This is a genomic window from Pseudomonas sp. G166, from assembly GCF_037027455.2.
Taxonomy (GTDB): Bacteria; Pseudomonadota; Gammaproteobacteria; order Pseudomonadales; family Pseudomonadaceae; genus Aquipseudomonas.
In genome coordinates this window covers 1,666,360-1,690,825 of sequence record NZ_CP146985.1, presented here as the reverse complement: position 1 = coordinate 1,690,825, position 24,466 = coordinate 1,666,360, and the positions used below count along the sequence as shown (strand labels likewise).

At 59.5% G+C, this 24,466-nt stretch carries 22 protein-coding genes; 12 read left to right on the top strand and 10 right to left on the bottom strand.

What is annotated here, in order from left to right:
* Positions 1-99: 99 nt before the first annotated feature.
* Positions 100-1,464, top strand: coding sequence for an HlyD family type I secretion periplasmic adaptor subunit (locus SGN16_RS07640; RefSeq protein ID WP_335943646.1), 1,365 nt, complete (start codon positions 100-102; stop codon positions 1,462-1,464).
* A 149-nt stretch (positions 1,465-1,613) separates the two neighbouring features.
* On the opposite strand, the gene SGN16_RS07635 is transcribed toward SGN16_RS07640, so the two are convergent.
* Positions 1,614-2,210: a DTW domain-containing protein gene (locus tag SGN16_RS07635; protein WP_335943645.1), complete on the bottom strand. Its 597-nt coding sequence runs from the start codon at positions 2,208-2,210 to the stop codon at positions 1,614-1,616.
* Between the two features lie 2 nt (positions 2,211-2,212).
* A complete protein-coding gene (locus tag SGN16_RS07630) occupies positions 2,213-3,106 on the bottom strand; it encodes a LysR family transcriptional regulator (RefSeq protein WP_135844254.1) in 894 nt (297 codons plus the stop codon).
* 289 nt (positions 3,107-3,395) lie between these two features.
* Between SGN16_RS07630 and speB the strand changes: the two genes are divergently transcribed.
* The 4 genes from speB to SGN16_RS07610 all read left to right on the top strand — a co-directional run bounded on the left by speB (position 3,396) and on the right by SGN16_RS07610 (position 7,844).
* Positions 3,396-4,346: an agmatinase gene (speB, locus tag SGN16_RS07625; protein WP_003198979.1), complete on the top strand. Its 951-nt coding sequence runs from the start codon at positions 3,396-3,398 to the stop codon at positions 4,344-4,346.
* A 9-nt stretch (positions 4,347-4,355) separates the two neighbouring features.
* On the top strand, positions 4,356-4,763 hold the full coding sequence (locus tag SGN16_RS07620) for a nuclear transport factor 2 family protein (RefSeq protein ID WP_210643389.1): 408 nt from the start codon (positions 4,356-4,358) through the stop codon (positions 4,761-4,763).
* 54 nt (positions 4,764-4,817) lie between these two features.
* Positions 4,818-6,320 (top strand): cytosine permease, encoded by a 1,503-nt coding sequence (locus SGN16_RS07615; RefSeq protein WP_210643388.1) that lies wholly within the window; start codon positions 4,818-4,820, stop codon positions 6,318-6,320.
* Between the two features lie 135 nt (positions 6,321-6,455).
* Positions 6,456-7,844, top strand: coding sequence for a sodium:solute symporter (locus SGN16_RS07610; protein WP_335943644.1), 1,389 nt, complete (start codon positions 6,456-6,458; stop codon positions 7,842-7,844).
* Positions 7,845-8,122: 278 nt separating this feature from the next.
* On the opposite strand, the gene SGN16_RS07605 is transcribed toward SGN16_RS07610, so the two are convergent.
* Both SGN16_RS07605 and SGN16_RS07600 read right to left on the bottom strand, forming a co-directional pair.
* Positions 8,123-8,251, bottom strand: coding sequence for a PA1414 family protein (locus tag SGN16_RS07605; protein WP_003198971.1), 129 nt, complete (start codon positions 8,249-8,251; stop codon positions 8,123-8,125).
* A 139-nt stretch (positions 8,252-8,390) separates the two neighbouring features.
* On the bottom strand, positions 8,391-9,284 hold the full coding sequence (locus SGN16_RS07600) for a LysR substrate-binding domain-containing protein (protein WP_335943642.1): 894 nt from the start codon (positions 9,282-9,284) through the stop codon (positions 8,391-8,393).
* Positions 9,285-9,387: 103 nt separating this feature from the next.
* On the opposite strand from SGN16_RS07600, the gene SGN16_RS07595 reads away from it, so the two are divergent.
* On the top strand, positions 9,388-10,560 hold the full coding sequence (locus tag SGN16_RS07595) for an MFS transporter (RefSeq protein WP_335943641.1): 1,173 nt from the start codon (positions 9,388-9,390) through the stop codon (positions 10,558-10,560).
* Here the strand turns inward: SGN16_RS07595 and SGN16_RS07590 are convergent, their stop codons facing one another.
* Together SGN16_RS07590 and SGN16_RS07585 are read right to left on the bottom strand one after the other, a co-directional pair.
* Positions 10,561-12,006: an NCS1 family nucleobase:cation symporter-1 gene (locus tag SGN16_RS07590; protein ID WP_335943640.1), complete on the bottom strand. Its 1,446-nt coding sequence runs from the start codon at positions 12,004-12,006 to the stop codon at positions 10,561-10,563.
* Positions 12,007-12,450: 444 nt separating this feature from the next.
* Positions 12,451-13,287 (bottom strand): S1-like domain-containing RNA-binding protein, encoded by an 837-nt coding sequence (locus SGN16_RS07585; protein WP_335943639.1) that lies wholly within the window; start codon positions 13,285-13,287, stop codon positions 12,451-12,453.
* Positions 13,288-13,625: 338 nt separating this feature from the next.
* On the opposite strand from SGN16_RS07585, the gene SGN16_RS07580 reads away from it, so the two are divergent.
* From SGN16_RS07580 to SGN16_RS07570, 3 genes are all read left to right on the top strand, one after another.
* Positions 13,626-13,814 (top strand): hypothetical protein, encoded by a 189-nt coding sequence (locus SGN16_RS07580; RefSeq protein WP_172436054.1) that lies wholly within the window; start codon positions 13,626-13,628, stop codon positions 13,812-13,814.
* Positions 13,815-14,002: 188 nt separating this feature from the next.
* On the top strand, positions 14,003-14,719 hold the full coding sequence (locus SGN16_RS07575; protein ID WP_335943638.1) for a TorF family putative porin: 717 nt from the start codon (positions 14,003-14,005) through the stop codon (positions 14,717-14,719).
* Between the two features lie 80 nt (positions 14,720-14,799).
* A complete protein-coding gene (locus tag SGN16_RS07570; protein WP_335943637.1) occupies positions 14,800-15,666 on the top strand; it encodes a DUF6279 family lipoprotein in 867 nt (288 codons plus the stop codon).
* A 142-nt stretch (positions 15,667-15,808) separates the two neighbouring features.
* On the opposite strand, the gene SGN16_RS07565 is transcribed toward SGN16_RS07570, so the two are convergent.
* Complete coding sequence (locus SGN16_RS07565; RefSeq protein WP_210643381.1) at positions 15,809-16,201, bottom strand: transcriptional regulator; 393 nt, start codon at positions 16,199-16,201, stop codon at positions 15,809-15,811.
* Between the two features lie 184 nt (positions 16,202-16,385).
* Between SGN16_RS07565 and SGN16_RS07560 the strand changes: the two genes are divergently transcribed.
* Positions 16,386-17,117: a thioredoxin family protein gene (locus SGN16_RS07560; RefSeq protein WP_335943636.1), complete on the top strand. Its 732-nt coding sequence runs from the start codon at positions 16,386-16,388 to the stop codon at positions 17,115-17,117.
* Positions 17,118-17,201: 84 nt separating this feature from the next.
* Here SGN16_RS07560 and SGN16_RS07555 read toward each other — a convergent pair whose 3' ends face one another.
* Positions 17,202-17,909, bottom strand: coding sequence for a DUF1493 family protein (locus SGN16_RS07555; protein ID WP_335943635.1), 708 nt, complete (start codon positions 17,907-17,909; stop codon positions 17,202-17,204).
* A gap of 355 nt (positions 17,910-18,264) precedes the next feature.
* Positions 18,265-20,769, bottom strand: a complete 2,505-nt coding sequence (locus tag SGN16_RS07550; protein ID WP_335943634.1) for an exo-alpha-sialidase — start codon at positions 20,767-20,769, stop codon at positions 18,265-18,267.
* 385 nt (positions 20,770-21,154) lie between these two features.
* On the opposite strand from SGN16_RS07550, the gene SGN16_RS07545 reads away from it, so the two are divergent.
* Positions 21,155-21,427, top strand: a complete 273-nt coding sequence (locus SGN16_RS07545) for a hypothetical protein (RefSeq protein ID WP_210643361.1) — start codon at positions 21,155-21,157, stop codon at positions 21,425-21,427.
* A gap of 146 nt (positions 21,428-21,573) precedes the next feature.
* Here the strand turns inward: SGN16_RS07545 and SGN16_RS07540 are convergent, their stop codons facing one another.
* Positions 21,574-22,920 (bottom strand): DEAD/DEAH box helicase, encoded by a 1,347-nt coding sequence (locus tag SGN16_RS07540; protein WP_210643360.1) that lies wholly within the window; start codon positions 22,918-22,920, stop codon positions 21,574-21,576.
* A 194-nt stretch (positions 22,921-23,114) separates the two neighbouring features.
* Between SGN16_RS07540 and SGN16_RS07535 the strand changes: the two genes are divergently transcribed.
* Positions 23,115-24,413: a mechanosensitive ion channel family protein gene (locus SGN16_RS07535; RefSeq protein ID WP_335943633.1), complete on the top strand. Its 1,299-nt coding sequence runs from the start codon at positions 23,115-23,117 to the stop codon at positions 24,411-24,413.
* The last annotated feature ends 53 nt before the right edge of the window (positions 24,414-24,466 follow it).

Below are 24,466 nucleotides of genomic sequence, written 5' to 3'. Positions count from 1 at the left end.
CGTTAGCTTCATCGCGGGCAAGCCTTGCTCCCACAGATAACCCTCTCAAGCCACAGGTATGTGTTCGGCTTATTTCACTTAACTGACGGGTATCGCCCCATGTCTGCTCAAACACCCGATTCAGCTGCCCGAAGCTACTTCGGCAGTTTCAGCAAAAGCGCCGAAAGCGAGTTCATGGCGGAAACCGCTGGTGCCACCCTGCAGGACTCGCCGCGCCGCTCGCGCATCACCGTGTGGCTGGCCGCCGGGTTGATCGTCACCGGATTGGTCTGGGCGAAATTGGCGGTCCTGCAGGAAGTCACCACCGGCGAAGGCAAGGCGATTCCGTCGAGCAAGGTCCAGGTGATCCAGAACCTGGAGGGCGGCATCGTCACCGAGATTTTCGTGCGCGAAGGGCAGATGGTGAACAAGGGCGACACCTTGCTGCGCCTGGACGACACGCGATATCTGTCAAACAAAGGCGAGAGCGAAGCCGACCGCTATGCCTTGACCGCCCAGGTCGAGCGCCTGTCGGCCGAGGCCGAGGGCCGGCCATTCAAGCTTTCAGCCGAGGTGATCGCCAAGGCCCCGCAAGTGGCCGAGGACGAGCGCTCTCTGTACGAACAACGGCAACGGCGCCTGGCCAGCGAACAACGGACCCTGACCGAACAACTGCGACAGAAGACCCAGGAACTGGCGGAGTTTCGCTCCAAGCAAGGCCAGTTCAGCTCGGCCCTGGCCTTGCTGCAAGAAGAGATGAACATGTCCGCGCCGCTGGTACGCACCGGTGCGGTGTCGCCGGTGGAGATCCTGCGGCTCAAACGCAGCGCGGTGGAAATCCGCGGCTCGCTCAACGCCACCACCTTGGCGATTCCAAGGGCCGAATCGGCGATCAACGAGATCAAGAGCAAAATCGACGAATCGGAACAGACCTTCCGCTCCGAGGCAGCCAAGGACCTCAACGAGAAACGCACAGAGCTGTCGAAAATCACCGCATCGAGCATCGCCATCGATGACCGCGTGACCCGCACCACCGTGGTTTCGCCGGTGCATGGGGTGATCAAGCAACTGAAGGTCAACACCATCGGCGGCGTCGTGCAGCCGGGCAGCGACATGGTGGAAATCGTGCCCCTGGAAGACAACCTGCTGATCGAAGCCAAGGTTCGCCCCCAGGACGTGGCATTCCTGCATCCGGGCCAGAAAGCCATGGTCAAGTTCAGCGCCTACGACTACACCATCTACGGCGGGATGAGCGCCAAACTCGAACTGATCGGCGCCGACACCATCACCGACGACAAGGGCAACAGCTTCTACCTGATCCAGGTGCGCACCGATAAAAACCATTTGGGCGGTGATGCCAAACCGCTGCTGATCATTCCGGGGATGGTGGCGACAGTGGACATCATTACCGGGGAGAAAAGCGTGCTGGATTACTTGCTCAAGCCGGTGTTGAAAGCGCGGACCGAGGCGATGCGTGAGCGGTAGTTCCCAGCTGGGATCTTCTCTGATCATGCGGCCGCCATCGCGAGCAGGCTAGCTGCCACATTGGATTTGTGCTGATCACAAATCTTGTGTGCACTGAAGTTCAACTGTGGGAGCGAGCTTGCTCGCGATGGCGTCGACGAGGACAACCATTATTTCTCAGCATGGTTACGCCGAAACGTCTCCTCCCCCATCGCCGCAATCTGCCCCTCGATCAGCGCCTCGAACGGCCGCAGCAACGGCTCAAAACGGGTCGGTGCTTCAAGGGTCTGCAACGCCTGGACAATCGCCTCCACCGTCGACAACGCACCCGGTCCCGGGGCCTTGCGCAAGCGATAACGGGACACCCCGCCTTCGGCCAAGGCCACCCTCGGCAGCGCCGCCAGCAGCGGGTTGAGGTGCAGCAACTTGCGCGCCTTGCGCCAGGTACCGTCGGGCACGACCAACAGCAGCGGCTCATCGGACGAAACATAAGCCTGCAGCGGCTGCGCCTCGTCGCCGGGAAACAGCAACCGCGCCCGATAACCCGGAGGGTTGAGCAAGCTGGGTAAATCCTCGAACACCTCGCCCACGACCAACTCGGCATTGTTGAGCCCCAACGCCGCCAAGCGGGCGGTGTTCAAGGCGTGGCTCACTTCACTGGGATGCTGCAACAGCAGGACCCGGGTGCGGCTGTCGAGGTTGGGGATCAGCGTGCACAAACAGTGGCTTTGAGGCCTGAGGCAGCGTGGACATTGGATTCTGGACATGATCAGGCCTGATTCAGTTGAGCTTTGAGCAAATCACGGAACGTCTGGATCAGCGGCTCGCGGCTGCGGCCACGGCGTACGATCATTGAAAACGGCGCCTGGTAACCGAAGGTAGCCGGCAGCAGCACGCGCAAATCGCCCTTGTCAGCCCAAGCCTGAGCGTAGTGTTCGGGCAGGTAACCAATGTAGGCACCGGACAGCACCAGGATCAATTGCGCCTCCATGCTCTCCACCGTCGCCGCGCTGTGCTTGAAACCGTGGCGGGCCAGTTCGGCCTGGCTCCAGTAACCGCGCCCGACCATGCGCTGCTGGGTGATGACTTGTTCGGGAATGCGCCGCTCGTTGAACAACGGATGGCGGTTACTGCAGTACAACCAATGCTGCTCGCGGTACAACGGCATGTAGACCAGCCCGCTCATGCGCGTGGAAAACGCACCGATGGCCAGGTCCAGACGGTTATCCTGCACGCCAAGCTGCAGCTCATAAGGGCTCATGACCGACAGGTGCAGGTGCACCGCCGGATGCTCCTGGCTGTAGGCTCCGATGGCTTCGGCGAACGGCAAGGCCTTGTCGCTGACGGTGGAATCGATCACCCCCAGGTTCAGCGTACCGCGCAATTCGCCCTTGAGCGCGGCGGCGTACTGTTCGAAACCTTCGAGTTCAGCCAACAGACGCAAGGTTTCCTGATGGAACAACTCGCCCTTGCTGGTCAGGCTGAACCCGCCCCGGCCGCGATGGCACAGCACCAGGCCCAGGGCCGATTCGAGCTGGCTCATGTAGGTGCTGATGGCCGAGGTGGAGAGGTTGAGTTCGTGCTGGGCGTTGGCGAACCCTTGGTGCCGGACCACGCTGACGAAGATGCGCAGCAGTTTCAGGTCGGGTAGAGCGTTGGCCATTGAAGGGCTCCAGTACAGGCGGTGGAAGATCGTTCCCACGCTCTGCGTGGGAATGCATCCTGTGACGCTCTGCGTCACGCTTGCAAAAGGGACGCTGAGCGTCCCGGGCGGTATTCCACGCGAAGCGTGGGAACGATCGGCGGAGACTGCGCTGGATCGAAGTCTATCGCCCCGCCCGCCATTAGTTTAGAAAAATCTGAACTAAGTATTTGCCCGCAGCGATTCTTCCACTCCCCCGCTTTTCGCAGAATCGGCCCCTGATAAATAAAACAACGATGAGGCCCTACCCGTGGACAAGATTCTTCACCAACCACTGGGCGGCAACGAAATGCCGCGCTTCGGCGGCATCGCCACCATGATGCGACTCCCCCATTTGCAAACCGCGGCCGGCCTGGACGCTGCATTCGTCGGCGTGCCGCTGGACATCGGAACCTCCCTGCGCGCCGGCACCCGATTCGGCCCCCGCGAGATCCGCGCCGAATCCGTGATGATCCGCCCCTACAACATGGCCACCGGCGCCGCACCGTTCGACTCGCTGTCAGTGGCCGACATCGGTGACGTGCCGATCAACACCTTCAACCTGCTGGATGCGGTGCGGATCATCGAGGAGTCGTACCACAAGATCCTCGAACACAACGTCATCCCCCTGACCCTGGGCGGCGATCACACGATTACCCTGCCGATCCTGCGGGCCATCCACAAGAAGCACGGCAAGGTCGGACTGGTGCACATCGACGCCCACGCCGATGTGAACGATCACATGTTCGGCGAGAAAATCGCCCACGGCACCACCTTCCGCCGCGCCGTGGAAGAAGGCCTGCTCGATTGCGATCGTGTGGTGCAAATCGGCCTGCGGGCCCAGGGCTATACCGCCGATGATTTCAACTGGAGCCGCAACCAGGGTTTCCGCGTGGTCCAGGCCGAAGAGTGCTGGCACAAATCCCTCGCCCCGCTGATGGCTGAAGTGCGCGAGAAAGTCGGCGGCGGCCCGGTGTATCTGAGCTTCGACATCGACGGTATCGACCCGGCCTGGGCCCCAGGCACCGGTACCCCGGAAATTGGTGGGTTGACCACCATCCAGGCGATCGAAATCGTCCGTGGCTGCCAGGGCCTCGACCTGGTGGGTTGCGATCTGGTAGAAGTCTCGCCGCCGTACGACACCACCGGCAACACCTCGCTGTTGGGCGCCAACCTGCTGTACGAGATGCTCTGCGTACTGCCCGGCGTGGTTCATCGCTGAGGCGCGCCCATGAACGAACAGGATCAAGTGCTCAAGGCCGCCGCACAACTGGTGTCGGCCTTCGCCCGCAATGACCGTGACGCCTACTTCGGCGCGTTCACGGCCGATGCGAGTTTCGTGTTCCACACCCTCGAACAGCCCCTGCTGTCACGCGATGCCTACCAGGCGTTGTGGGACCGCTGGCGCTCCGAGGATGGCTTCGAGGTGCTCACGTGCACCTCAAGCAACGCCTTCGTCAGCCTGCAAGGGGACGTGGCGGTATTCATCCATGACGTGGCCACCGAGCTGCGCATGCAAGGGGAGCTTCACTTTAGCCAGGAGCGCGAGACCATTGTGTTTCGCCAAGAACAACAAGGCCTATGGCTGGCCTGCCATGAACATTTGTCCGCAATGCCGGAAGGGCTGCCACCCCCTTAGCCAAACAGGCGACGCTCGCACACGATGAGCGCGCCTTTATGATCGGAGCAGGTCATGAATAACAATAACGACAACAGCCTTACGCAAATCGAAACCTTCGGGGTCGAACAGATCCCGGACCACGAACGCACCGCCGGCCCAGGCGATTTGTTTCGCCTGATCTTCGGTGGCGCCAATACCTTTGCCACCGCCGTGCTTGGCAGTTTCCCGGTGCTGTTCGGCCTGTCGTTCCAGGCTGGGGTCTGGGCGATTGTGCTGGGGGTGTTGCTGGGTTCGATCATCCTCGCCCCCATGGGTTTGTTCGGCCCACTCAACGGCACCAACAACGCGGTTTCTTCCGGTGCGCACTTCGGCGTGCACGGGCGGATCGTCGGTTCATTCCTGTCGTTGTTGACCGCCATCGCGTTCTTCTCATTGTCGGTGTGGAGTTCCGGGGATGCGTTGATCGGTGGTGCCAAGCGGTTGATCGGCGTACCGGAAACCGACCTGAGCCTGGGCCTGGCCTACGGCCTGTTCGCCTTGCTGGTCTTGACCGTGTGCATCTACGGCTTTCGCTTCATGTTGTGGGTCAACCGCATCGCCGTGTGGGCCGCCAGCCTGTTGTTCCTGCTGGGCATCCTGGCCTTCGCGCCGACCTTCGACAGCCAGTTCGCCGGCACCGTCAGCCTCGGCCAGCCGGGCTTCTGGGCGGCGTTCATCGGCGCGGCGCTGGTGGCCATGAGCAATCCGATCTCCTTCGGTGCGTTCCTCGGTGACTGGTCGCGCTACATCCCGCGCAATACCCCCAAGCGGCGCATCATGCTGGCGGTGATCGCCGCGCAACTGGCGACGCTGATCCCGTTCCTGTTCGGCCTCGCCACCGCCACCATCGTGGCGATCAAGGCGCCGGACTACATCGCGGCCAACAACTACGTAGGCGGCCTGTTGGCGGTCTCGCCGAGCTGGTTCTTCCTGCCGGTGTGCCTGATCGCGGTGATCGGCGGCATGTCCACCGGCACCACGTCGCTGTATGGCACCGGCCTGGACATGTCCAGCGTGTTTCCACGGGTGCTGTCGCGGGTCAAGGCGACGTTGTTGATCGGCGTGCTGTCGATTGCCTTCATCTTCATCGGCCGCTTTGCCGCGAACCTGGTGCAGAGCGTGTCCACCTTCGCGGTGCTGATCATCACCTGCACCACGCCGTGGATGGTGATCATGATCATCGGCCTGCTGGTACGGCGCGGCTTCTACTGCCCGGATGACCTGCAAGTATTCACCCGTGGCGAAACCGGCGGGCGCTACTGGTTCAGCCACGGCTGGAACTGGCGCGGCCTGGGGGCATGGATCCCCAGCGCGCTGGTGGGATTGTGCTTCGTCAACCTGCCGGGGCAATTCGTCGGGCCGCTGGGTGAACTGGCCGGCGGGATCGACATCAGCCTGCCGGTGACCCTGGGGTTGGCTTCGGTGGTGTACCTGGCGCTGCTGGGGCTGTTTCCAGAGCCGGCGGCGGTGTATGGGCCGGATGATCCGCGTAGCAAGGGCTCTTCGGCGCCAATCGATAGCCCCGCCACCGCCTGACTGTCGTTCCCACGCTCTGCGTCACGCAGGAACGCAGAGCGTCCCAAGTGGTATTTCCACGCAGAGCGTGGGAACGATCAGTGCACCGTTTCGCCCTGACTTCACTATAAAAAAAACAATTGGAGACACGCCATCATGGCTTTGGATTTAATCGTCGTTCTTCTCTACGCCACCGGCATGATTGCCCTGGGCTGGTACGGCATGCGCCGCGCCAAGACCCGTGACGACTACCTGGTTGCCGGGCGTAACCTGGGCCCGGGCTTTTACCTGGGCACCATGGCAGCCACCGTGCTGGGCGGCGCATCTACCATTGGCACCGTGCGCCTGGGCTACGTCTACGGCATTTCCGGGTTCTGGCTGTGCGGCGCCATCGGCCTGGGCATCGTCGGCCTGAGCCTGTTCCTCGCCAAGCCGTTGCTCAAGCTCAAGATCTACACCGTGACCCAAGTGCTGGAGCGCCGCTACAACCCGGCCGCGCGCCACGCCAGTGCGCTGATCATGCTGGTTTACGCGCTAATGATCGGCGCCACCTCGACCATCGCCATCGGCACCGTGATGCAGGTGCTGTTCGGCCTGCCCTTCTGGGTGTCGATCCTGGTCGGCGGCGGTGTGGTGGTGCTGTATTCCACCATCGGCGGCATGTGGTCGCTGACCCTCACCGACATCGTGCAATTTTTAATCATGACCGTGGGCCTGGTGTTCCTGCTGATGCCGATGTCCATCAGCGATGCGGGGGGCTGGGACGCGATGGTAGCGGCCTTGCCGGCCAGCTACTTCGATTTCACCGCCATTGGCTGGGACACCATCCTCACTTACTTCCTGATCTACTTCTTCGGCATCTTCATCGGCCAGGACATCTGGCAGCGGGTGTTCACTGCCCGCAGCGAAGGCGTGGCCAAAGTCGCCGGCACCGCCGCTGGCCTGTACTGCGTGCTGTATGGCCTGGCCGGCGCTTTGATCGGCATGGCGGCCAAGGTATTGCTGCCGGACCTGGAAAACGTCAACAACGCCTTCGCCAGCGTCGTCCAGACCAGCCTGCCCAACGGCATACGCGGGCTGGTGATCGCCGCGGCCCTGGCGGCCTTGATGTCCACCGCAGCGGCGGGCCTGCTCGCGGCGTCCACCACGGTGGTCCAGGACTTGCTACCGCGCCTGCGCCAGGGTCGTGAAAGCGGCAGTGGCGACGTCCACGAAAACCGCATTGCCACCCTGCTGCTGGGCTTGGTGGTGCTGGGCATCGCCCTGGTGGTCAGCGACGTGATCAGCGCCCTGACCCTGGCCTACAACCTGTTGGTGGGCGGCATGCTGATCCCGTTGATCGGTGCCATCTACTGGAAACGCGCCACTACCGCCGGCGCGATCACCAGCATGTCGTTGGGCTTTTTGACCGCGCTGTTTTTCATGTTCAAGGACGGCCTGGACGCCAACACGCCGATCTACTACAGCCTGAGCGTGGCGCTGGTGAGTTTTGTATTGGTGAGTGTGTTGGCGCCGCGGCCGGGAGTGGTGGCCAAGGTGGTTTGATCAACGACTGAAAGCGGTTTTCTTCGAGGGGTGTGGCGCCGGTTGCCACACCCTTTTTTTCGCCTGTTATAGCTCGGATCCAGGCGATGAGAACCCTGTGGGAGCGAGCTTGCTCGCGATCACGGTGTATCAGGCAATATCAATGGTGGCTGATGCAATGCTATCGCGAGCAAGCTCGCTCCACATTGGCTTGTCTTCAGGCATAAAAAAGATCGCAGTTCCGGGCCATCTCAACTGAAATGGTCCGGAACTGCGATCTCTTCAAATTCCTGGTGTGTTTACCGGCGGCGCGGTTGGCGGCGGCGTTGCTCGTCATCGGTGCGGATCGGTACCGGCTGCATCGGCGGCTCGATCAGCCCCAACGCGACACCCAAGTCGTGAAGCCAGTTCTGGATTTTCTCTTTCATCGTGGTGCCCCCTCAGGGTGGTACGAGCGGCAGATTTCTGTGGCCCCTTCGCACTGATAATAGTCCGATGTTCTACGCAATGCTCGTCTCAGTTTGCAATGATCTGTTACTGAATTGATCCAAATCCACCTCTCGGAGTTCAAGCCGATTGTGCCGTCGTCATGGGCACTCGCGGCCAGGCCTGTTGCTGCAATTCGATCCAGGCGTTCAGGTTCGCCCCGACCATGCCTTTGCGCCACATCAACCACGTGGTAGCGCTGGCAAATGGCTCGGCCAGCGGATGCGCCGTCACCCGCTCGCGGCCCGGCAGGCTGGCAAGCATCGACTCGGACATCAACGCCACCCCGGACCCGGCGATCACACACGCCAGCATCCCCTGATAAGACTCGATTTCCATCGCCCGGCCCATGGCGGCATGGTCATGGGCAAACCAGGCTTCCAAGCGCATCCGGTACGAACAACCACGCCGGAACGTGAACACCGCGTGGCCCTGCACGTCCAGCGCGCTGCGTACCGGCGGATGATCGGCCTCGGTAATCAGTACTAACCGCTCGTCGCATAACGGCACGCCATCGAGCCCCGCCAACTCCAGCGGGCCATCCACCAACGCCGCGTCGAGACGATTGGTGAGCAAGCCTTCGAACAATTCGCCACTGGGCCCGGATTGCACCTGCAGATTCACCGCCGGATACGCCCGATGATAGGCCGCCAACAGGTCCGGCAAATGCGTTGCCGCCGTGCTGTACATCGTGCCCAATAGAAAATCCCCGGCTGGCTGCCCGCCCTGCACAGCGGCATGCGCTTCGTCGTGCAAGGCGAAAAGCTTGGCCGCATAGTCCAGCAAGACTTTTCCCGCTGGCGACAACTGCAATCGCTGACGCTCCCGCAGGAAAAGGTCCACGCCCAATTGCTCTTCAAGCTGCTTGAGCCGGGTCGAGAGGTTCGATGGCACCCGGTGCAGGCGCTCGGCGGCCCGGGTGATGGAACCTTCCTCGGCCACGGCCTGGAAAATCCGTAATTGGCTGAACTCCACGACATTCTCCAAAAAAGAACAAGTTACTCACTATTATTCATTTTTAATGAAAGTCAATCAGTCCTAGCCTGACGGTCATTCGCCTAAACGCTGGAGAACGACCATGTCACCTCTTACTCGTCTGCTCGGCAGCTTCATCGCCCTGATGATGGCCATGGGCATTGGCCGCTTCGCCCTAACGCCCCAGTTACCTCATTTGATCGGCGAAGGTCAGCTCGACTTGACCGCCGCCGGTCTGATTGCCGCCGCCAACTACCTCGGTTACTTCCTCGGCGCGCTGGACGCCATGTTCGCCCGCCGCCCGGAACAGGTGCGCCGGCGTTTGCTCGGCGGCCTGTGGTTGTGCGTGCTGCTGACCTTGGCGTCGTTCTGGGCCTGGGGCTTCTGGCCGCATCTGGCACTGCGCTTTGGCACCGGTGTGGCGAGCGCCTGGGTGCTGGTGATGATCACCGCCCTGAGCCAACCCTTGGCTGCGGCGGCGGGACGACCACGGCTCGGCGCCCTGGTGTTTGCCGGCCCTGGATTGGGGATTTTCCTGACCGGCTTGCTCGCCCTGGGCTCGAACCTGCTGGGCCAGACCTCTGCGACCCTGTGGCTGGTGTATGCCGGCGTGGCATTAGCGATGCTGCTGGTGATTCTGCCGATTCTGCCGCCCCCCGCCGCGGCCGCTACCGTCACAGCGCCAGTCAGCGTCTCGCCGAACCGTGGCATCGCTCGGCTTGGCGTGGTGTACGCCCTGTACGGCGTGGGCTACATCATCCCGGCCACCTTCCTATCGCAAATGGCCTCGGCGCAGTTCCACGGGCAATGGCAAGCAGATCTGTTCTGGCCTTGCTTCGGCCTGGCCGCAGCCACTGGCGTGCTGCTGGTCAGCCTACGTCGCCCCAACCCGAACACCACCGGTCGCTGGCTGATCGGTACCCTCTGGCTGCAAGCCGCCGGGGTGTTCGCCTGCCTGCTGGGCAGCGGGCCGGGGCTGGCGTTGGGCGTGATCCTGTGTGGCGGACCTTTCCTGGCCTGCATGCAACTGGTGATGCTGCGCTCCCGGGAACTGGCGCCCCACGCCACCCAGCGCAACGCCGGGCTGCTGACTGCCTGCTTTGCCGTGGGTCAACTGAGTGGGCCGTTGCTGGCGGCGCTAAGCAGCCACTTCAGTGGCGGCTTGCAACCGGCGTTGATCATTGCCGGCAGCGGTCTGCTACTGGCCGGCGGGCTGTTGCTGCGGCCCGCCAGCCGGGGCGCGGTGAACCCTTGCGCCCAGACCGCCCTGCGTTGATCAGGCCTGACTGAGCGATGAACTCAAGTGCGCGACCGGCTCGCGTCGCGCCAAGGCGAAATACAGCACCCCGCCGAGGAAGCAACCGGTGAACCAGGCGAAGTTGGCCATCGGCTGCAGCAGCGGCGTGAAGGTGATCGCCACGCCCATCAACGTTGCCGGGATCAGCGCCTTGACCGCCGTCCAGTTGATGCCGCCACTGTAGTAATAACGCCCGCTCGGGCCGTCATTGAACAGCGCGTCGACGTCGATCTGCTGCTTCTTGATCAGGTAGTAATCCACCAGCAGGATCCCGAACAACGGGCCGATGAACGCCGCCAACACATCCAGGGTGTAGTGGATCACTTCGGGGTTGTTGAACAGGTTCCACGGCGTGATGAAAATCGAGGCCACTGCCGCGATCATGCCGCCGGCACGCCAACTGATCTTACTGGGCGCGACGTTGGCGAAGTCAAAGGCCGGGGAGACGAAGTTCGCGACAATGTTGATGCCGATGGTGGCGGTCACGAAGGCAAAAGCCCCCAGCAACACGGCCACGTCGTTGTCGATGCGCGCCACAGTGGCGATCGGGTCATGGAGCATTTCGCCGAACACCGGCAAGGTTCCGGAAACAATCACCACCGTGACCAGGGAGAACGCCAGGAAATTCACCGGCAGCCCCCAGAAATTGCCTCGGCGCACGTCAGACATGCTCCGGCAGTAACGGCTGAAATCACCAAAATTCAGGGTCGGCCCGGAAAAATACGACACCACCAACGCCGTCGCCACAATCACCTGGCCGAAGGCCTGCCAGCCGGACAACGATTTTTCCGCCAGGGTGAAGCTGATGTTGCTCCAACCGGCCTTCCAGACGATCCAGCCGGCCAACAGAAACATCACCGCATACACCACCGGCCCGGCCCAGTCGATGAAACGCCGGATCGACTCCATCCCCGTCCAGAACACCAGCGCCTGGACGAACCACAGGCTTAGGAAACCGAACCAGCCCAGGTAGGACAAGCCGGCAAATTGTGGTGTGGCATAGACCTCCATTGCCGGAAAAAACCGCAGCACCACAATGATCAGCGCGCTGGAAGCCAGGTATGTCTGAATACCGTACCAGGCCACGGCGATCAGGCCGCGGATCACCGCAGGAATATTCGCCCCAAACACTCCGAACGCCAGTCGACAGATCACCGGATACGGCACCGCTGCTTGCTGGCTCGGCCTGGCGACCAGGTTGGCGATCAACTGCACGATGCAAATCCCACCGAGCAAGGCGATCAACACCTGCCAACTCGCCAGGCCCAACGCGAACAGGCTGGCGGCGAAGACATAACCGCCGACGCTGTGCACATCGCTCATCCAGAACGCGAAGATGTTGTACCAATTCCATTTCTGCGGCAGCGGGCCCAAGTCCTCGTTATAGAGGCGGGGGCTGTAGCCGTTGGGCAATTGCTCGGACATTGCGGGGCTCCTTTTGAGTACCGCCGTGCCCCCGGGTCAACCTGTTCACCATACTGCGCACGGGAGCCGGCATGGTTTGTATACGCGTTGCTACGCAGAATGCGTGCCATAGGTGAGAAATGTGAGACAAACCGGGGGGTGTAGCGAGGATAAACACAGCACAGGAGCGGGCATACGCCCATGAACAGGGCGTGGATGCATGCTAAAGGTGCAGTTTTTTGTATACAGCGAAGGTCAACCCGTGGGCGCAAGGCTTGCCCGTGATGAAGGCAATTGCGGGCTTTCAGAGACTTGATCGTTCCCCACTCCTGCGTGGGAACATCGCCAGGAACGCTCCGCGTTCCGCTTCTGGAAGGTGACGCAGAGCGTCATGGGATGCATTCCCACGCAGAGCGTGGGAATGATCAGACACACCGAGGTGGCATGTTCGAGGGGGGGTTGCAGTTAGCTCAACTCAATCCGATCAGCATGAATGACAATCTGCCCATTCTTGTACAGCGCGCCAATGGCTTTCTTGAAGTTGCCCTTGCTCACGCCAAACAGGCTGCTGATCAATGCCGGGTCGCTCTTGTCGCTGACCGGCAGCGTGCCGTTGTTCTCCCGCAACTTGGCGAGGATCTTGGCATTCAGGCTGGTGGCGGCTTCCTGGCCCACTGGCTGCAGGCTCAAGCTGATCTTGCCGTCAGGGCGGATTTCCTTGATGAAACCTTTTTCCTGCATGCCGGCGCGCATGAATTTGAAGATTTCGTTCTTGTGGATCAGGCCCCAGTGCTTGTTATTGATGATCGCCTTGAAGCCCATGTCGGTGGCTTCGGCGACCAGCAAATCCACTTCCTGCCCTGGTGTGTAGTTGGCCGGTGTCTTGTCCAGATAACGATCCAGGCGCGCCGTGGCGGTGATGCGCCGAGTGTGTTTGTCGAGATAGACGTGCACCACGCAGTACTCGCCGGCAGTCATCTGGCGCTTTTCTTCGGAATACGGCAGCAGCAAATCCTTGGGCAGGCCCCAGTCCAGGAACACGCCGATGCTATTGACTTCAACCACTTTCAGGCTGGCGAACTCACCGACCTGCACTTTTGGTTTTTCCGTGGTGGCGATCAGTTTGTCGTCGCTGTCCAGATAAATAAAAACATTGAGCCAGTCTTCATCTTCGCTGGGAATATCCTTGGGGATATAACGGTTGGGCAGCAGGATTTCGCCGTCCGCGCCGCCGTCCAGATATAAACCGAAGTTAGTGTGTTTAACCACTTGCAAACTGTTGTAGCGCCCGACTAAAGCCATTTCCAATACCCTCATTGCGTGGGCGGCATTCTACCCGGTTTTGCTCCGCGATTCGTGGGTGCCGGCAAGGTTTGCCGGCAAGGCCTGGCATAACCGTTGATTTTCCTGGGTTTTCGTCCAAGGGACAGCCATTCGTCAGGCCGGCGACGGTGCGTACCGCTCGCCCTCAGCGCCCTATTTTTTCCACGGTTGTTATTTAAAACAGAGGCTTAGGGCAATAATTGCAGGGTAACCGCGCATTATTCCGTCACGACAGCGATAATTGAGAAGGATATTTGCCAAGCAATTGTCAAGTATTTACTGTACGATGCCTGGCCCAATTAATTATTTACAGGTTAATGGTCGTCATGCGCGTAAAAGCATCCAACAGCAAATCGAAGCCAGCTCCAGCCGTTGAAACCAGCGAGTCGATCAACGACCAGATTGCTGCGTTCCTCAAGTCCGGCGGTGAGATCCAGCAAATTGCCAAAGGCGTCAGCGGCCAGACATTCGGCCCGTCCAAGCAAATCAGCCTGGGCAAGAAGTAACCGCGCCTCACCTGGTCCCAAAGCGCTTTGAGCTTCGAAGCGCTTGGACTGGAACCCTCCCCGCCCCGCCCATTTCCCATGAATCGACGAACGGCCATCGCTGCCGAGCATTCGCCGGTATGCTTTCACCTCTCTAGCTCAAGCGTTTCAGCTTAGTTCCTGCTCCTCGCTATTTCATGGAGGGAAGCATGCGCATTTCTATTGTTCCGCTGGCGATCAGCCTGCTGACATGTTCCTTGGCCCAGGGGCAAGTTTTCCAACGCGAACTCGGTGACTTCGACCTCAAACTCGGCACCACCCCCAGCCGCAGCATGGCCGAAGGTTTGGTCACCCCGTCGAGCACGGGCTCGTTTCATGGCGGCCTGGACCTGAGCCACGACAGCGGCTGGTACGTCGGCCAATGGTCACCCAGCGCCGGCCTCACACCTTCCACCGAACTGGAAGTCGATTCCTACATGGGCTTTAAACAGCCCTTCGACCAGACCCTGGGCTACGAAGTCGGCCTGATCCATTACAGCTACCCCACCGTCGACACCCTCGACAGCCAGGAATTCTACGGCGGCCTGACCGTGCTCGGCAGCCGTTTCGGCGCGGCCCTGAGCAACGATCCAGACAAACAGAACAGCACGCTCTTCGCCGACCTGGGTGGCAACGTGCCGTTCGGCATTGGCATCAGCGCCAAATACACCACCCACCAACTCAATACACCAGTGTCGGTCGAGAACGGCTACGTAGGCAGTTTCAGCGACTGGTCGTTGAAAATTTCCCGCCCCTGGAAAGGCATCGACCTGGACCTGATCTACAGTGACTCAAGCCTCAGCGGCAGTAGCTGCTCGGCCTACTCCGGCCACAACAGCGAATGCGACGGCTTGTTGACCCTCAAGATGGCGCACCCTTTTTACTAAGCGTTACGTATTAATCGGCTGAACTGCCGCGTGCCTGCCATGCTCAAACAAGACACTTACGTTTTTGCAAGGACTCGCTCATGTCGCGCTGGTTCACACGCATCGCCCTGTTCATCGCCCTGCTGCTGACCCTCACTGCCTGCACCCGCATCGGCCTCGCCTACCGCAACCTCGACCTGATCATCCCCTGGACCCTCAACGATTACCTGGACATCAAAGGCGAGCAGAAAGACTGGTTCAACGAACGCCTCAAGGACCACCTGACCTGGCATTGCACCACCCAACTGCCCGGTTACCTCGATTGGCTGGACCGCTTGAAAACCATGGTGCAGACCAATCAGGTGAGCGACGAGGCCCTGCAACAGCGCACTGCGGAAGCCAAGGTCGCCATCGCCGAAACCGCCCGGGAAATCACTCCATCGGCGATCGAACTGCTGCAAGGCCTGAGCGACGAACAAGTCGATGACATGGACGCCGCTTTCGTCAAAGACCAGCGCAAACGCCAGCAGCAGTACCTCAAACCGACGCTGCAACAGCAGATCCAGGAACGCAGCGAACGCATGGAAAAACGCTTGAACGACTGGCTCGGCCCGCTCAACGATGCCCAACGCCAACGCGTGGTGGCCTGGTCTACCGCCCTGGGCGACCAGAACCAGCAATGGATCGCCAACCGCGCCCACTGGCAAAACCAGTTCAGCGAAGCCGTGGCCCAGCGCCACAGCCCCGACTTTCCCAAACGCATCGAACAACTGTTGGTCAACCGCGAAAGCCTCTGGACTCCCGCCTACCGCGAGGCCTTCAGCAAAACCGAAGCCCAGGCCCGCAGCCTGCTGGTGGACCTGATGGCCGAAAGCACCCCGGCCCAGCGCGAACGGTTGCTGAAAAAAATCGACGGGGTGAAAAAGGATTTCACTGACTTGAAGTGCCTGAAAGCGGCACAAAGCTGAATAAGCACGAACTTGAAAACACAGAGATCCTATGTGGGAGCGAGCCTGCTCGCGATAGCATTCCGACAGGCAACTTATCTATGACTGTCAGGCCGCTATCGCGAGCAGGCTCGCTCCCACATCAGGAATCGATGCATACCTGTCAGGCAATCTGCGCCTTCGAAGCCAACTCATCAAACGTAAACTCATCCAGCGCATCCTCCTGCTCATCCAGCACCTGACGCGGATGATCATTGCCCGGAATGCTGCTGTCGATCAGGCTCAACAACCGCGAGCCGCGCGGCGTCAGCACAAAGTTCTCGCCGTTACCGCCCTCTTCCTCCGGCCGAGGCTCGATATAGTTACGCTCCAACAGCAGCTTTTCGTACTCCCCGGCGAGCGCCTTCAGATGATCGAGGTTCTCGATCGCCTCGCCTGCGGCTGCCTTCTCTGCCGCGTACTGCTCCGCATAAGGCCGAGGGGTAAAGCTGTGGCCGGCGCCGTTCTGCACTTCGTGCAACAACCGTTCGATCAAGTCCCAGTTATAAGTCGTCATCCTGGTCCATCCTCCAAAGAGTGAGATGCCTACTTAAGGTGTGACCGAGGCGCTGCGTCGCCGTTCAGCCGGGTTTCCGGGCGGTCTCCGCCTTGAGCCGACCAACGGCCTGTCGAATTCTTCCAAGGCCGAACGACCACCTGTTGAAAGCCGATTTCGCAGCTCAGCCACAGGAGAAATCACCATGAACGTAGAGAATCATCCAGTCGTCTCGCGGGAAGAATGGCTCGCCGCCCGCCGCCAACACCTGGCCCACGAAAAAGCCTTCACTCGCGAACGGGACAAACTCAGCGCCGAACGCCGCGCCCTACCCTGGGTAAAAATCGACAAACCCTATCGCTTCCAAGGCCCCCACGGCGAACTGAGCCTGGCCGACCTGTTCGGCGGTCGCAGCCAACTGATCGTCTACCACTTCATGTTCGGCCCCGGCTGGACAGAAGGCTGCCAGGGCTGCTCGTTCCTGTCCGACCACATCGACGGCGCCAACCAACACCTGGCCCATCACGACGTAGCCGTGGTCGCCGTCTCCCGCGCGCCCTTCGCCGAATTCCAACCCTTCAAACGCCGCATGGGCTGGGCCTTCGACTGGGTCTCGTCCAACGGCTGCGACTTCAACTACGACTTCGGCGTCAGCTTCAAAACCGAAGACACCGCCGCCGGAAAAGCCACCTACAACTACGAAAAAACCGACACCACCGAAGGTGAACTCCCCGGCCTGAGCGTCTTCTATCGCAACGCAGCCGGCGACATCTTCCACACCTACTCCACCTACGCCCGGGGCCTGGACATATTGGTCGGCACCTACAACTACCTCGACCTGACGCCCAAGGGCCGCAACGAAGACGAAATCATGGACTGGGTGCGGCATCATGATAAATATGAAGAGGCCAAGCCCCATGGCTGCTGCCATGGCTGATGCGTCAACCTGCGCAGTCGAGCGCGATCCCCGTGGCGAGGGAGCTTGCTCCCGCTCGATTGCGTAGCAGTCACCTGTCTGGAATTAGCTCAGGCGCTCCAACGCTCGAGTATCCCAGCGCCGTGCCCTGATAGCCTGATACAGCATGCCGACGGTCAGCGAAACGTCACCGTCGCCTCCCTTGCCACTGAGCCATAGAAGCCTGTCAAACATCGACGGAGGGAAATAACGGCACGACTTATAATCAGAAAAGTCTATTCCAAAGTCCTGCCGCAGTGCGTTTATCAGATAGCGAGCCTCACGCCTGCCACAGCCCAAATCGAGATTGATCGCCGTATCCAAACCAATGCCTCTATGCCTGGGAAGACCGATCTTTTCGTCCAGCAAACTTAATAACTGCTGCATCTGCGAATCGGTGGGAAAATCGTCAGCCAGATTTCTCGATATACGCCACAACGGATGACGGTGCGTTCCGGACTTCAGGCGACGATACTTGTTCTGGGTAACAAACAGCCCCACCCCCATTAGGAACGTACCAATCGAAATAACGGGAGTACTGAAGAACAGCATCATGTAGGGCAGCCACAAAATCAGAACCAGCCCTCCCGCCAAAAGCGCCAGCCCTGACCATTTTCCAAGGCGCTTGTCTTTGATCTGGTAATGCAGGAATAGGTAGAGGCTTAGAAAAAACAATGACTGGACGCAATAAATCATCAAGCGGTCTATCCCTGAGCATGAACGACCATCGAGGATGTGGACGCTGAGGGCCGACTCCACCCCTGACTTGCGCATCGAAACCCACGACAATGTCACCTATGTATCGGGTTCTTTCGAGGTTCACTGTATTTCTGCCAAGCCGATGGACTCGGGCAAGGAGTTTGCCCTAGGCACAAGGAGCTTGAGCGGACGTTACGAGCGGCAAACAAAATGATTGAGCCCTTACAGATAATCCTCCAGCCTGGTTGGGGCTGCTACGCAGCAGCCCCGCGGGAGCGAGCTCCCTCGCTACGGGGTTGCGTCGAATTCAGGTTTGGTTTCATAAAAGAACCGGACCTTGAGTCCGGTTCTTTATCGAAAGGGCATGGCGCCTGCATCAAAAAGCAGACTGCCCCCGCTTGCCAACTTCACTACTCAAGGCGTTCGCCTGCTACTTGTTTGCCTCCTCGACTGCCTCCGTATTCCGAGGACCAAACGAATATTTCAGGGCCCTTGCCTTCGAGGTCCGCGGATCAGGTAAACCTACGGTCTCTGGGCCCGCAAAGCCGGTGACACCTTTGCTGAGCGTGGGATTGATGGCATCGAACAGGAAACTGAAACCTTGTTTGAGCGAGCTCTGGGCGATGCCGTGACACCCCATGCAACCGCCCATGGTCAGGCTTTGAGTGCTGTGATCATAATCCGGCACCTTGATGTTCGGTTGGTTGCGCGCATTGGTCAGGGTGTTGTTATTCGGGATGGGGAATACGTTGCTCCCGCGAAACAGCTGGATTCCCGGCTGGCTGCTTTCGACCATGATATTGGCCAGGTAATAATCCGGGTCGGTTTGAGTACTCGACGGGATGGCCTGCACCCCTTTGAGCTGATAGTGCTTCCAGACCGAATTATTGAATTCGCTGCTGCCGTCCATCAGCTGCTTGACCTGATTGTTCACCGCTGCAACTTCGGAATGCATGGTGAGCGGTTGCACGACCCGGATCGGGCCGGCCTGCCCTTCGGGGATCCCGTTACGGCCGGAGTAGACCGGCGGAATAAGGGCCGCGTTTGCGACATCGCCCGCCTTCGGCAGGGAAACCGTGTAGGTCTTGTTGCCGTCAGAGAAGGTGGCGGTCGGGGGATTGTTTATAGCGAAGCCGGGATAATCAATCTTGTTGTAGTTGGCGATGTAGTAGAGCCCGGTTGGTGATTTACCGTCGGCCAGCGTCAGGGCGTCCTCGTGCTCGAACGTGGCGAAGATGAAGGTCGGGTAGTTGGGCGTCTTATGGATGATATGCAAGGCGACCAGTGCGTAGTCTTCGTTTTGCGCCACAGGGTCACTGTCGAGGCCCTTATAAGTCACCACCGTCGCCGTATGGTAGCGCCCACGATTCTGTACCGGGATGTCTGCCAGCTTGCGCCATGTCGCCTTGACCTCCACCGCGCCGTCGGGCAGTACTACATGAGTATCCGGGAAGCTGCTCAGGCCTTTCGCATACTCGTAGACAACGGGGTTCGCCTTGGCCTCGAACAGGATCTGGCTGTCGTTTGAAGGGGCATAATCGCTCCCTGTCTTCGCCACATTTGGCGGATTGACCGGGAAGAAAATAGCGTTTTGTCCTATTTGGGTTGCTTCATCCAGGTTGTTGTAATGGTTAAAGGTGGCGCCTGGCGCCAAACGAATACCCTTGGGAAATTTGATATAGCTGTATTGCGGGTCAGAACCAAACGGGCGCGTCGGACCACCTGCGGTGTTTTTTTCTGGTCCCGCCGGAAACAACTCGGTGCGGTGGGCGAAGGTTTGCCACAACAAGGGGCTTGGAGATTGTGGCACCTTGCCCGAATCCGCAAAGCTGCTGGCAGGGTTACCGACGCCACGGTTGGCCGGCAACGGTGCCTTGGCCGTATTGTTCAGTGCGAAAAAGCTCCGCCAGGCGAAAGTGGCATAGTCGGTATGGCTGAGGCCTGTGGCCAGGTCCGACGGTAGTTGCGGGTTGCGTACGGTTAGATCGTTTTCGGTAATGCCGTAGGAAACGCCCACTACCGAGGAAAAGTTATTAGGCCCACTCGCGGCGAAATACGGACTCCAGTTAAGCCCATCGCTTGAGTAAAAAGTTTTTGTATAGTTGCTGACAAACACACGATCGTTGATCATCGTTGCACTGTTCAGGAAAAGTTTACTGCTTATGCCTTTCAGTTCTTGCCTCTCTCCCCATTGGCCGCCACGGTCGTAGGTGCGTGCGTACATGAGGCGATTTTCCAGCGTGTAATAGACCCATATTTTACCCTTATAGACGACAGGTACCACTTTGGTCAGAGGTGTGGCTGCGCTTTCCTGGAACGCTGGAGTCTCCCGGCTGAACAGAAGACCATCATTCGAAGTGACGTAATAAACAGCTTTAGCATTACCGTCGCCCTTGTGATAAAAAATGAATAATTGACCGTTATATATAACTGGGCTGTTAACGCCGGCCATAGGACTGGTATTGATAGTTTGAATATCGGTCCAACTGACGCCATCTACAGAGCTGGTGGTCTGCAGGCGCTGATGGGAATCGGCAAAGGTCAGCACCAGCTTCTGCTTAAATACAGTCACTGAAATATCACCCCCCCACCTGTAGCCATTCACTGGGATAGGTTTAGCAGAGGACCAGTTTTTCCCATCTGTCGAATGGGAAGAATAGATATACTCTGATTCATAATTATTGGACCAGAACATATAGATTTTCCCCTTGAACGACTGCACCGCGGGTATAAATCCCGCTGGGAGGCCGAACCCAACCTGGCCCGTCGAGGAAGGTATACCGTTTGAGGCGCCGGGGTTGTCAAAGAGATCGACTTTTATTCCCACACCTTGTTGGGGTGTGGCGATGATCAAACTCTCCGCATAGGCTGATGAGAGCGCAAATAAACCACACAGACACAACATCAGTGAACTGAATATCGTTCTAAGATTCATAGGTTTCATTCCTTTGAATTAACGGCTACCACAGGCCGTGGATACGTCCTGACAGGCATAGTTGTTCCATTGACTGGATGATCTGGAAGTCATTGACTGCATTGCGACAGACATATTGTTAGCCTCCTAGCTAATAAAGCACTTACATCCTGTATGAAGGAGCGACCCAGCGTTGCAGGCATAGGGCTACCAGTCGCCTTTCTCCATGGTAGACGACGGTTTAATATCGGCTAGGGAAGTTCTGAAAAAAGACACCCGTTCATGGTTGGGCCTACGCAGTAATGGGAAGCCTGCCAAGCGGCAGCCAACATGGCGGCTAATGAACTTTCCACCCAACAACGGCCTCAACCCATTACCTGCCCAACAAGGAATATGAGGCCCTGCCATGAAAACCCTCTTGAAACTCACCCTGGCCGCCACCCTTACCTGCGCCCTGCCCGCCTGGGCCTGCACCCCCGAGGAAGCCACCGCCAAGCGAGAGCTACTGGCCCAGGAAGTGAGCAAACTCACCGAGCAGAACCCGGCCAAGGCCAAGGAGATCAACGACGAGTTGCAGAACATGGACCTGAAAACCGCCAGCAAAGACTTGCCGGACAAGTGCCAGTTGATTGATAAGCGTCTGGAAGAATTGAAGAACGCAGAAAAGAAAGCTGGGTGACTCCCCGGGTTTTTGAACGTAGCCAGCTTTTGTGGTGAGGGGATTTATCCCCTCACCACAGGGTTCTGCGTCGAACTGAAGCTTGAGTTTCACCCATAAAAAAACCGGACCCAAGGTCCGGTTTTTTATCAAGCGCTAGCGCCAACTCACTCAGCCGCAGGCGCCTCTGGCTTGCGGCGCTTGAGCGGGGCCATGCCGTCCTTGCTGACCAGCGACAGGGCGTCGGTCTTCGGGCGGTTGGCGATTTTGCGTTTGGTTGGAGCCTTGGCGCCGGTTTTCTTTTTGTCGCCCTTGGCGTCGACTTTTTTCTTCTTCACACCGACGGCCTTGCCCGAGGCCTTGACCTTTTTCGGTCCGCCGTAGGTGCCTTTGACTTCCTTGATGGTGCGGCGCTCGAAGCTCTGCTTGAGGTAGCGCTCGATGCTCGACATCAGGTTCCAGTCGCCGTGGCAGATCAGCGAGATCGCCAAGCCGTCGTTACCGGCGCGGCCGGTACGACCGATGCGGTGCACGTATTCGTCGCCGCTGCGGGGCATGTCAAAGTTGATGACCAGGTCCAGGCCGTCCACGTCCAGGCCGCGGGCGGCGACGTCGGTGGCCACGAGGATTTTCACGCCGCCCTGCTTGAGGCGGTCGATGGCCAGCTTGCGGTCTTTCTGGTCTTTATCGCCATGCAGCACGAACGCCTTGTATTCCTGGGCGACAAGACGCCCATAGATACGGTCGGCCATGGCCCGGGTGTTGGTGAAGACGATGGCTTTCTGGTAGGTCTCGTTGGCCAGCAACCAGTTCACGATCTGTTCTTTGTGCTGGTTGTGGTCGGCGGTGATGATCTGCTGGCGAGTGGTGGCGTTCAGTTGGCTGACCGCGTTGAGCTGCAAGTGCTCGGGGTTGTTCAGCACCTTGGCGATCATTTCCCGCAGGCCCGAACCGCCGGTGGTGGCGGAGAACAGCATGGTCTGCTGGCGGTTGGTGCATTCGTCCACCAGGCGCTGGACGTCTTCGGCAAAACCCATGTCCAGCATGCGGTCGGCTTCATCGAGCACCAGCACTTCGACTTCTTTGAGGTCGAGGTTGCCGGCGTTCAATTGCTCGATCATCCGCCCCGGCGTACCGATCAGAATGTCTGGCACTTTGCGCAGCATGGCGGCCTGGACCTTGAAGTCTTCGCCACCGGTGATCAGGCCGGACTTGATGAAGGTGAACTGCGAGAAACGCTCCACTTCCTTCAAGGTCTGCTGGGCCAGTTCACGGGTCGGCAGCAGGATCAGGGTCTTGATGCTGACGCGAACCTTGGCCGGACCGATCAGGCGGTTGAGGATCGGCAACACGAACGCAGCGGTCTTGCCGCTGCCGGTCTGCGCCGTCACCCGCAGGTCACGCCCCTGGAGCGCGAGCGGAATAGCCGCTGCCTGCACCGGCGTTGGCTCGACAAATTTAAGCTCGGCCACGGCTTTGAGCAGGCGTTCGTGCAGGGCGAATTGGGAAAACACGGGTGCTACCTCGAAGAAATGCAAAAAAACAGCTGCATAGGGTAACGGTTTCGAGCGCGAAGGCCGAGTTTCTTTATACAAACGCCGACAATCAGTGGCTTTTTTTTGCCGCCAATAGCCCTTCAACGGTCACTTGGACAGTCTTAAATGCTCTAATCGCCCCATCGCGTCTCTATAGAAGAACCGTTTCGTCCATGGACATCAAACAACTCTGGGTCAACCTCCAAGACCTCTGGGGTGCCCTTGACCAGCACCCGCTCCTGCATTCCAGCCTCGCCCTGATGTTGCTGCTGGTTATTGCCCTGGTGCTTGGCCGCGTGGCGCGCTACCTGATTTTGCACGCCGCCAAATTGCTGGGTCGCCAACCGGCCCTGCATTGGATCAACGACCTGCGCCAGAACAAAGTCTTCCATCGCCTGGCCCAGATGACGCCGTCACTGATCATCCAGTTCGGCCTGCACCTGGTGCCGGAACTGAGCAAGACCAGCCTGATTTTCCTGGGCAATGTCGCCCTGGCTTTCACCATTTTGTTCATGGTGCTGGCCCTCAGTGCCCTGCTCAGCGCCCTGCTGGACGTCTACGCTCGCACCGAGCATGCACGTACCCGCTCGATCAAAGGCTACGTGCAACTGACGAAGATGGTGCTGTATGTGTTCGGTGCGATCATCATCGTCGCCACCCTGATCGACCGTTCGCCCCTGTTGCTGCTCTCGGGTCTGGGTGCGATGTCGGCAGTGATCCTGTTGGTCTACAAGGACACGCTGCTGTCGTTCGTCGCCAGCGTCCAACTGACCAGCAACGACATGTTGCGGGTCGGCGATTGGATCGAGATGCCCCAGGTCGGCGCCGATGGAGACGTGGTGGATATCACGCTGCACACGGTCAAGGTACAGAATTTCGACAAGACCATCGTCTCGATCCCGACCTGGCGCCTGATGTCCGAGTCGTTCAAGAACTGGCGCGGCATGCAGCAATCCGGTGGGCGACGGATCAAGCGCAGCCTGTTCATCGACGCCAGCGGCGTGCGCTTTCTGCACGACGAGGAAGAACAGCGCCTGACCCAGGTGCGCCTGCTGACCGACTACATCGGCCGTAAACAGGCCGAGCTCAAGGCCTGGAACGAAGCCCAGGGCAACGTCGCGGCGATGTCGGCCAACCGTCGGCGCATGACCAACCTCGGCACCTTCCGTGCCTACGCCCTGGCCTATTTGAAAAGCCACCCGGAGATCCAGCCGAACATGACGTGCATGGTCCGTCAGCTGCAGACCACGGCCCAAGGCATCCCGCTGGAAATCTACTGCTTCACCCGCACGACGGCGTGGACCGACTACGAGCGTATCCAAGGGGATATTTTCGATTACCTGCTGGCGGTGATGCCGGAATTCGGGTTGAACCTGTACCAGCAGCCCAGCGGCATGGATCTGCGCTCGGGGTTGCTGCCGGCGGTGCTGGGGGCGAGCCACCTGCCGGATCCGCAGAAGCAGGTGGTTTGAGTCCACCACAGCCCCCCTGTGGGAGCGAGCTTGCTCGCGATGGCGGCGAATCA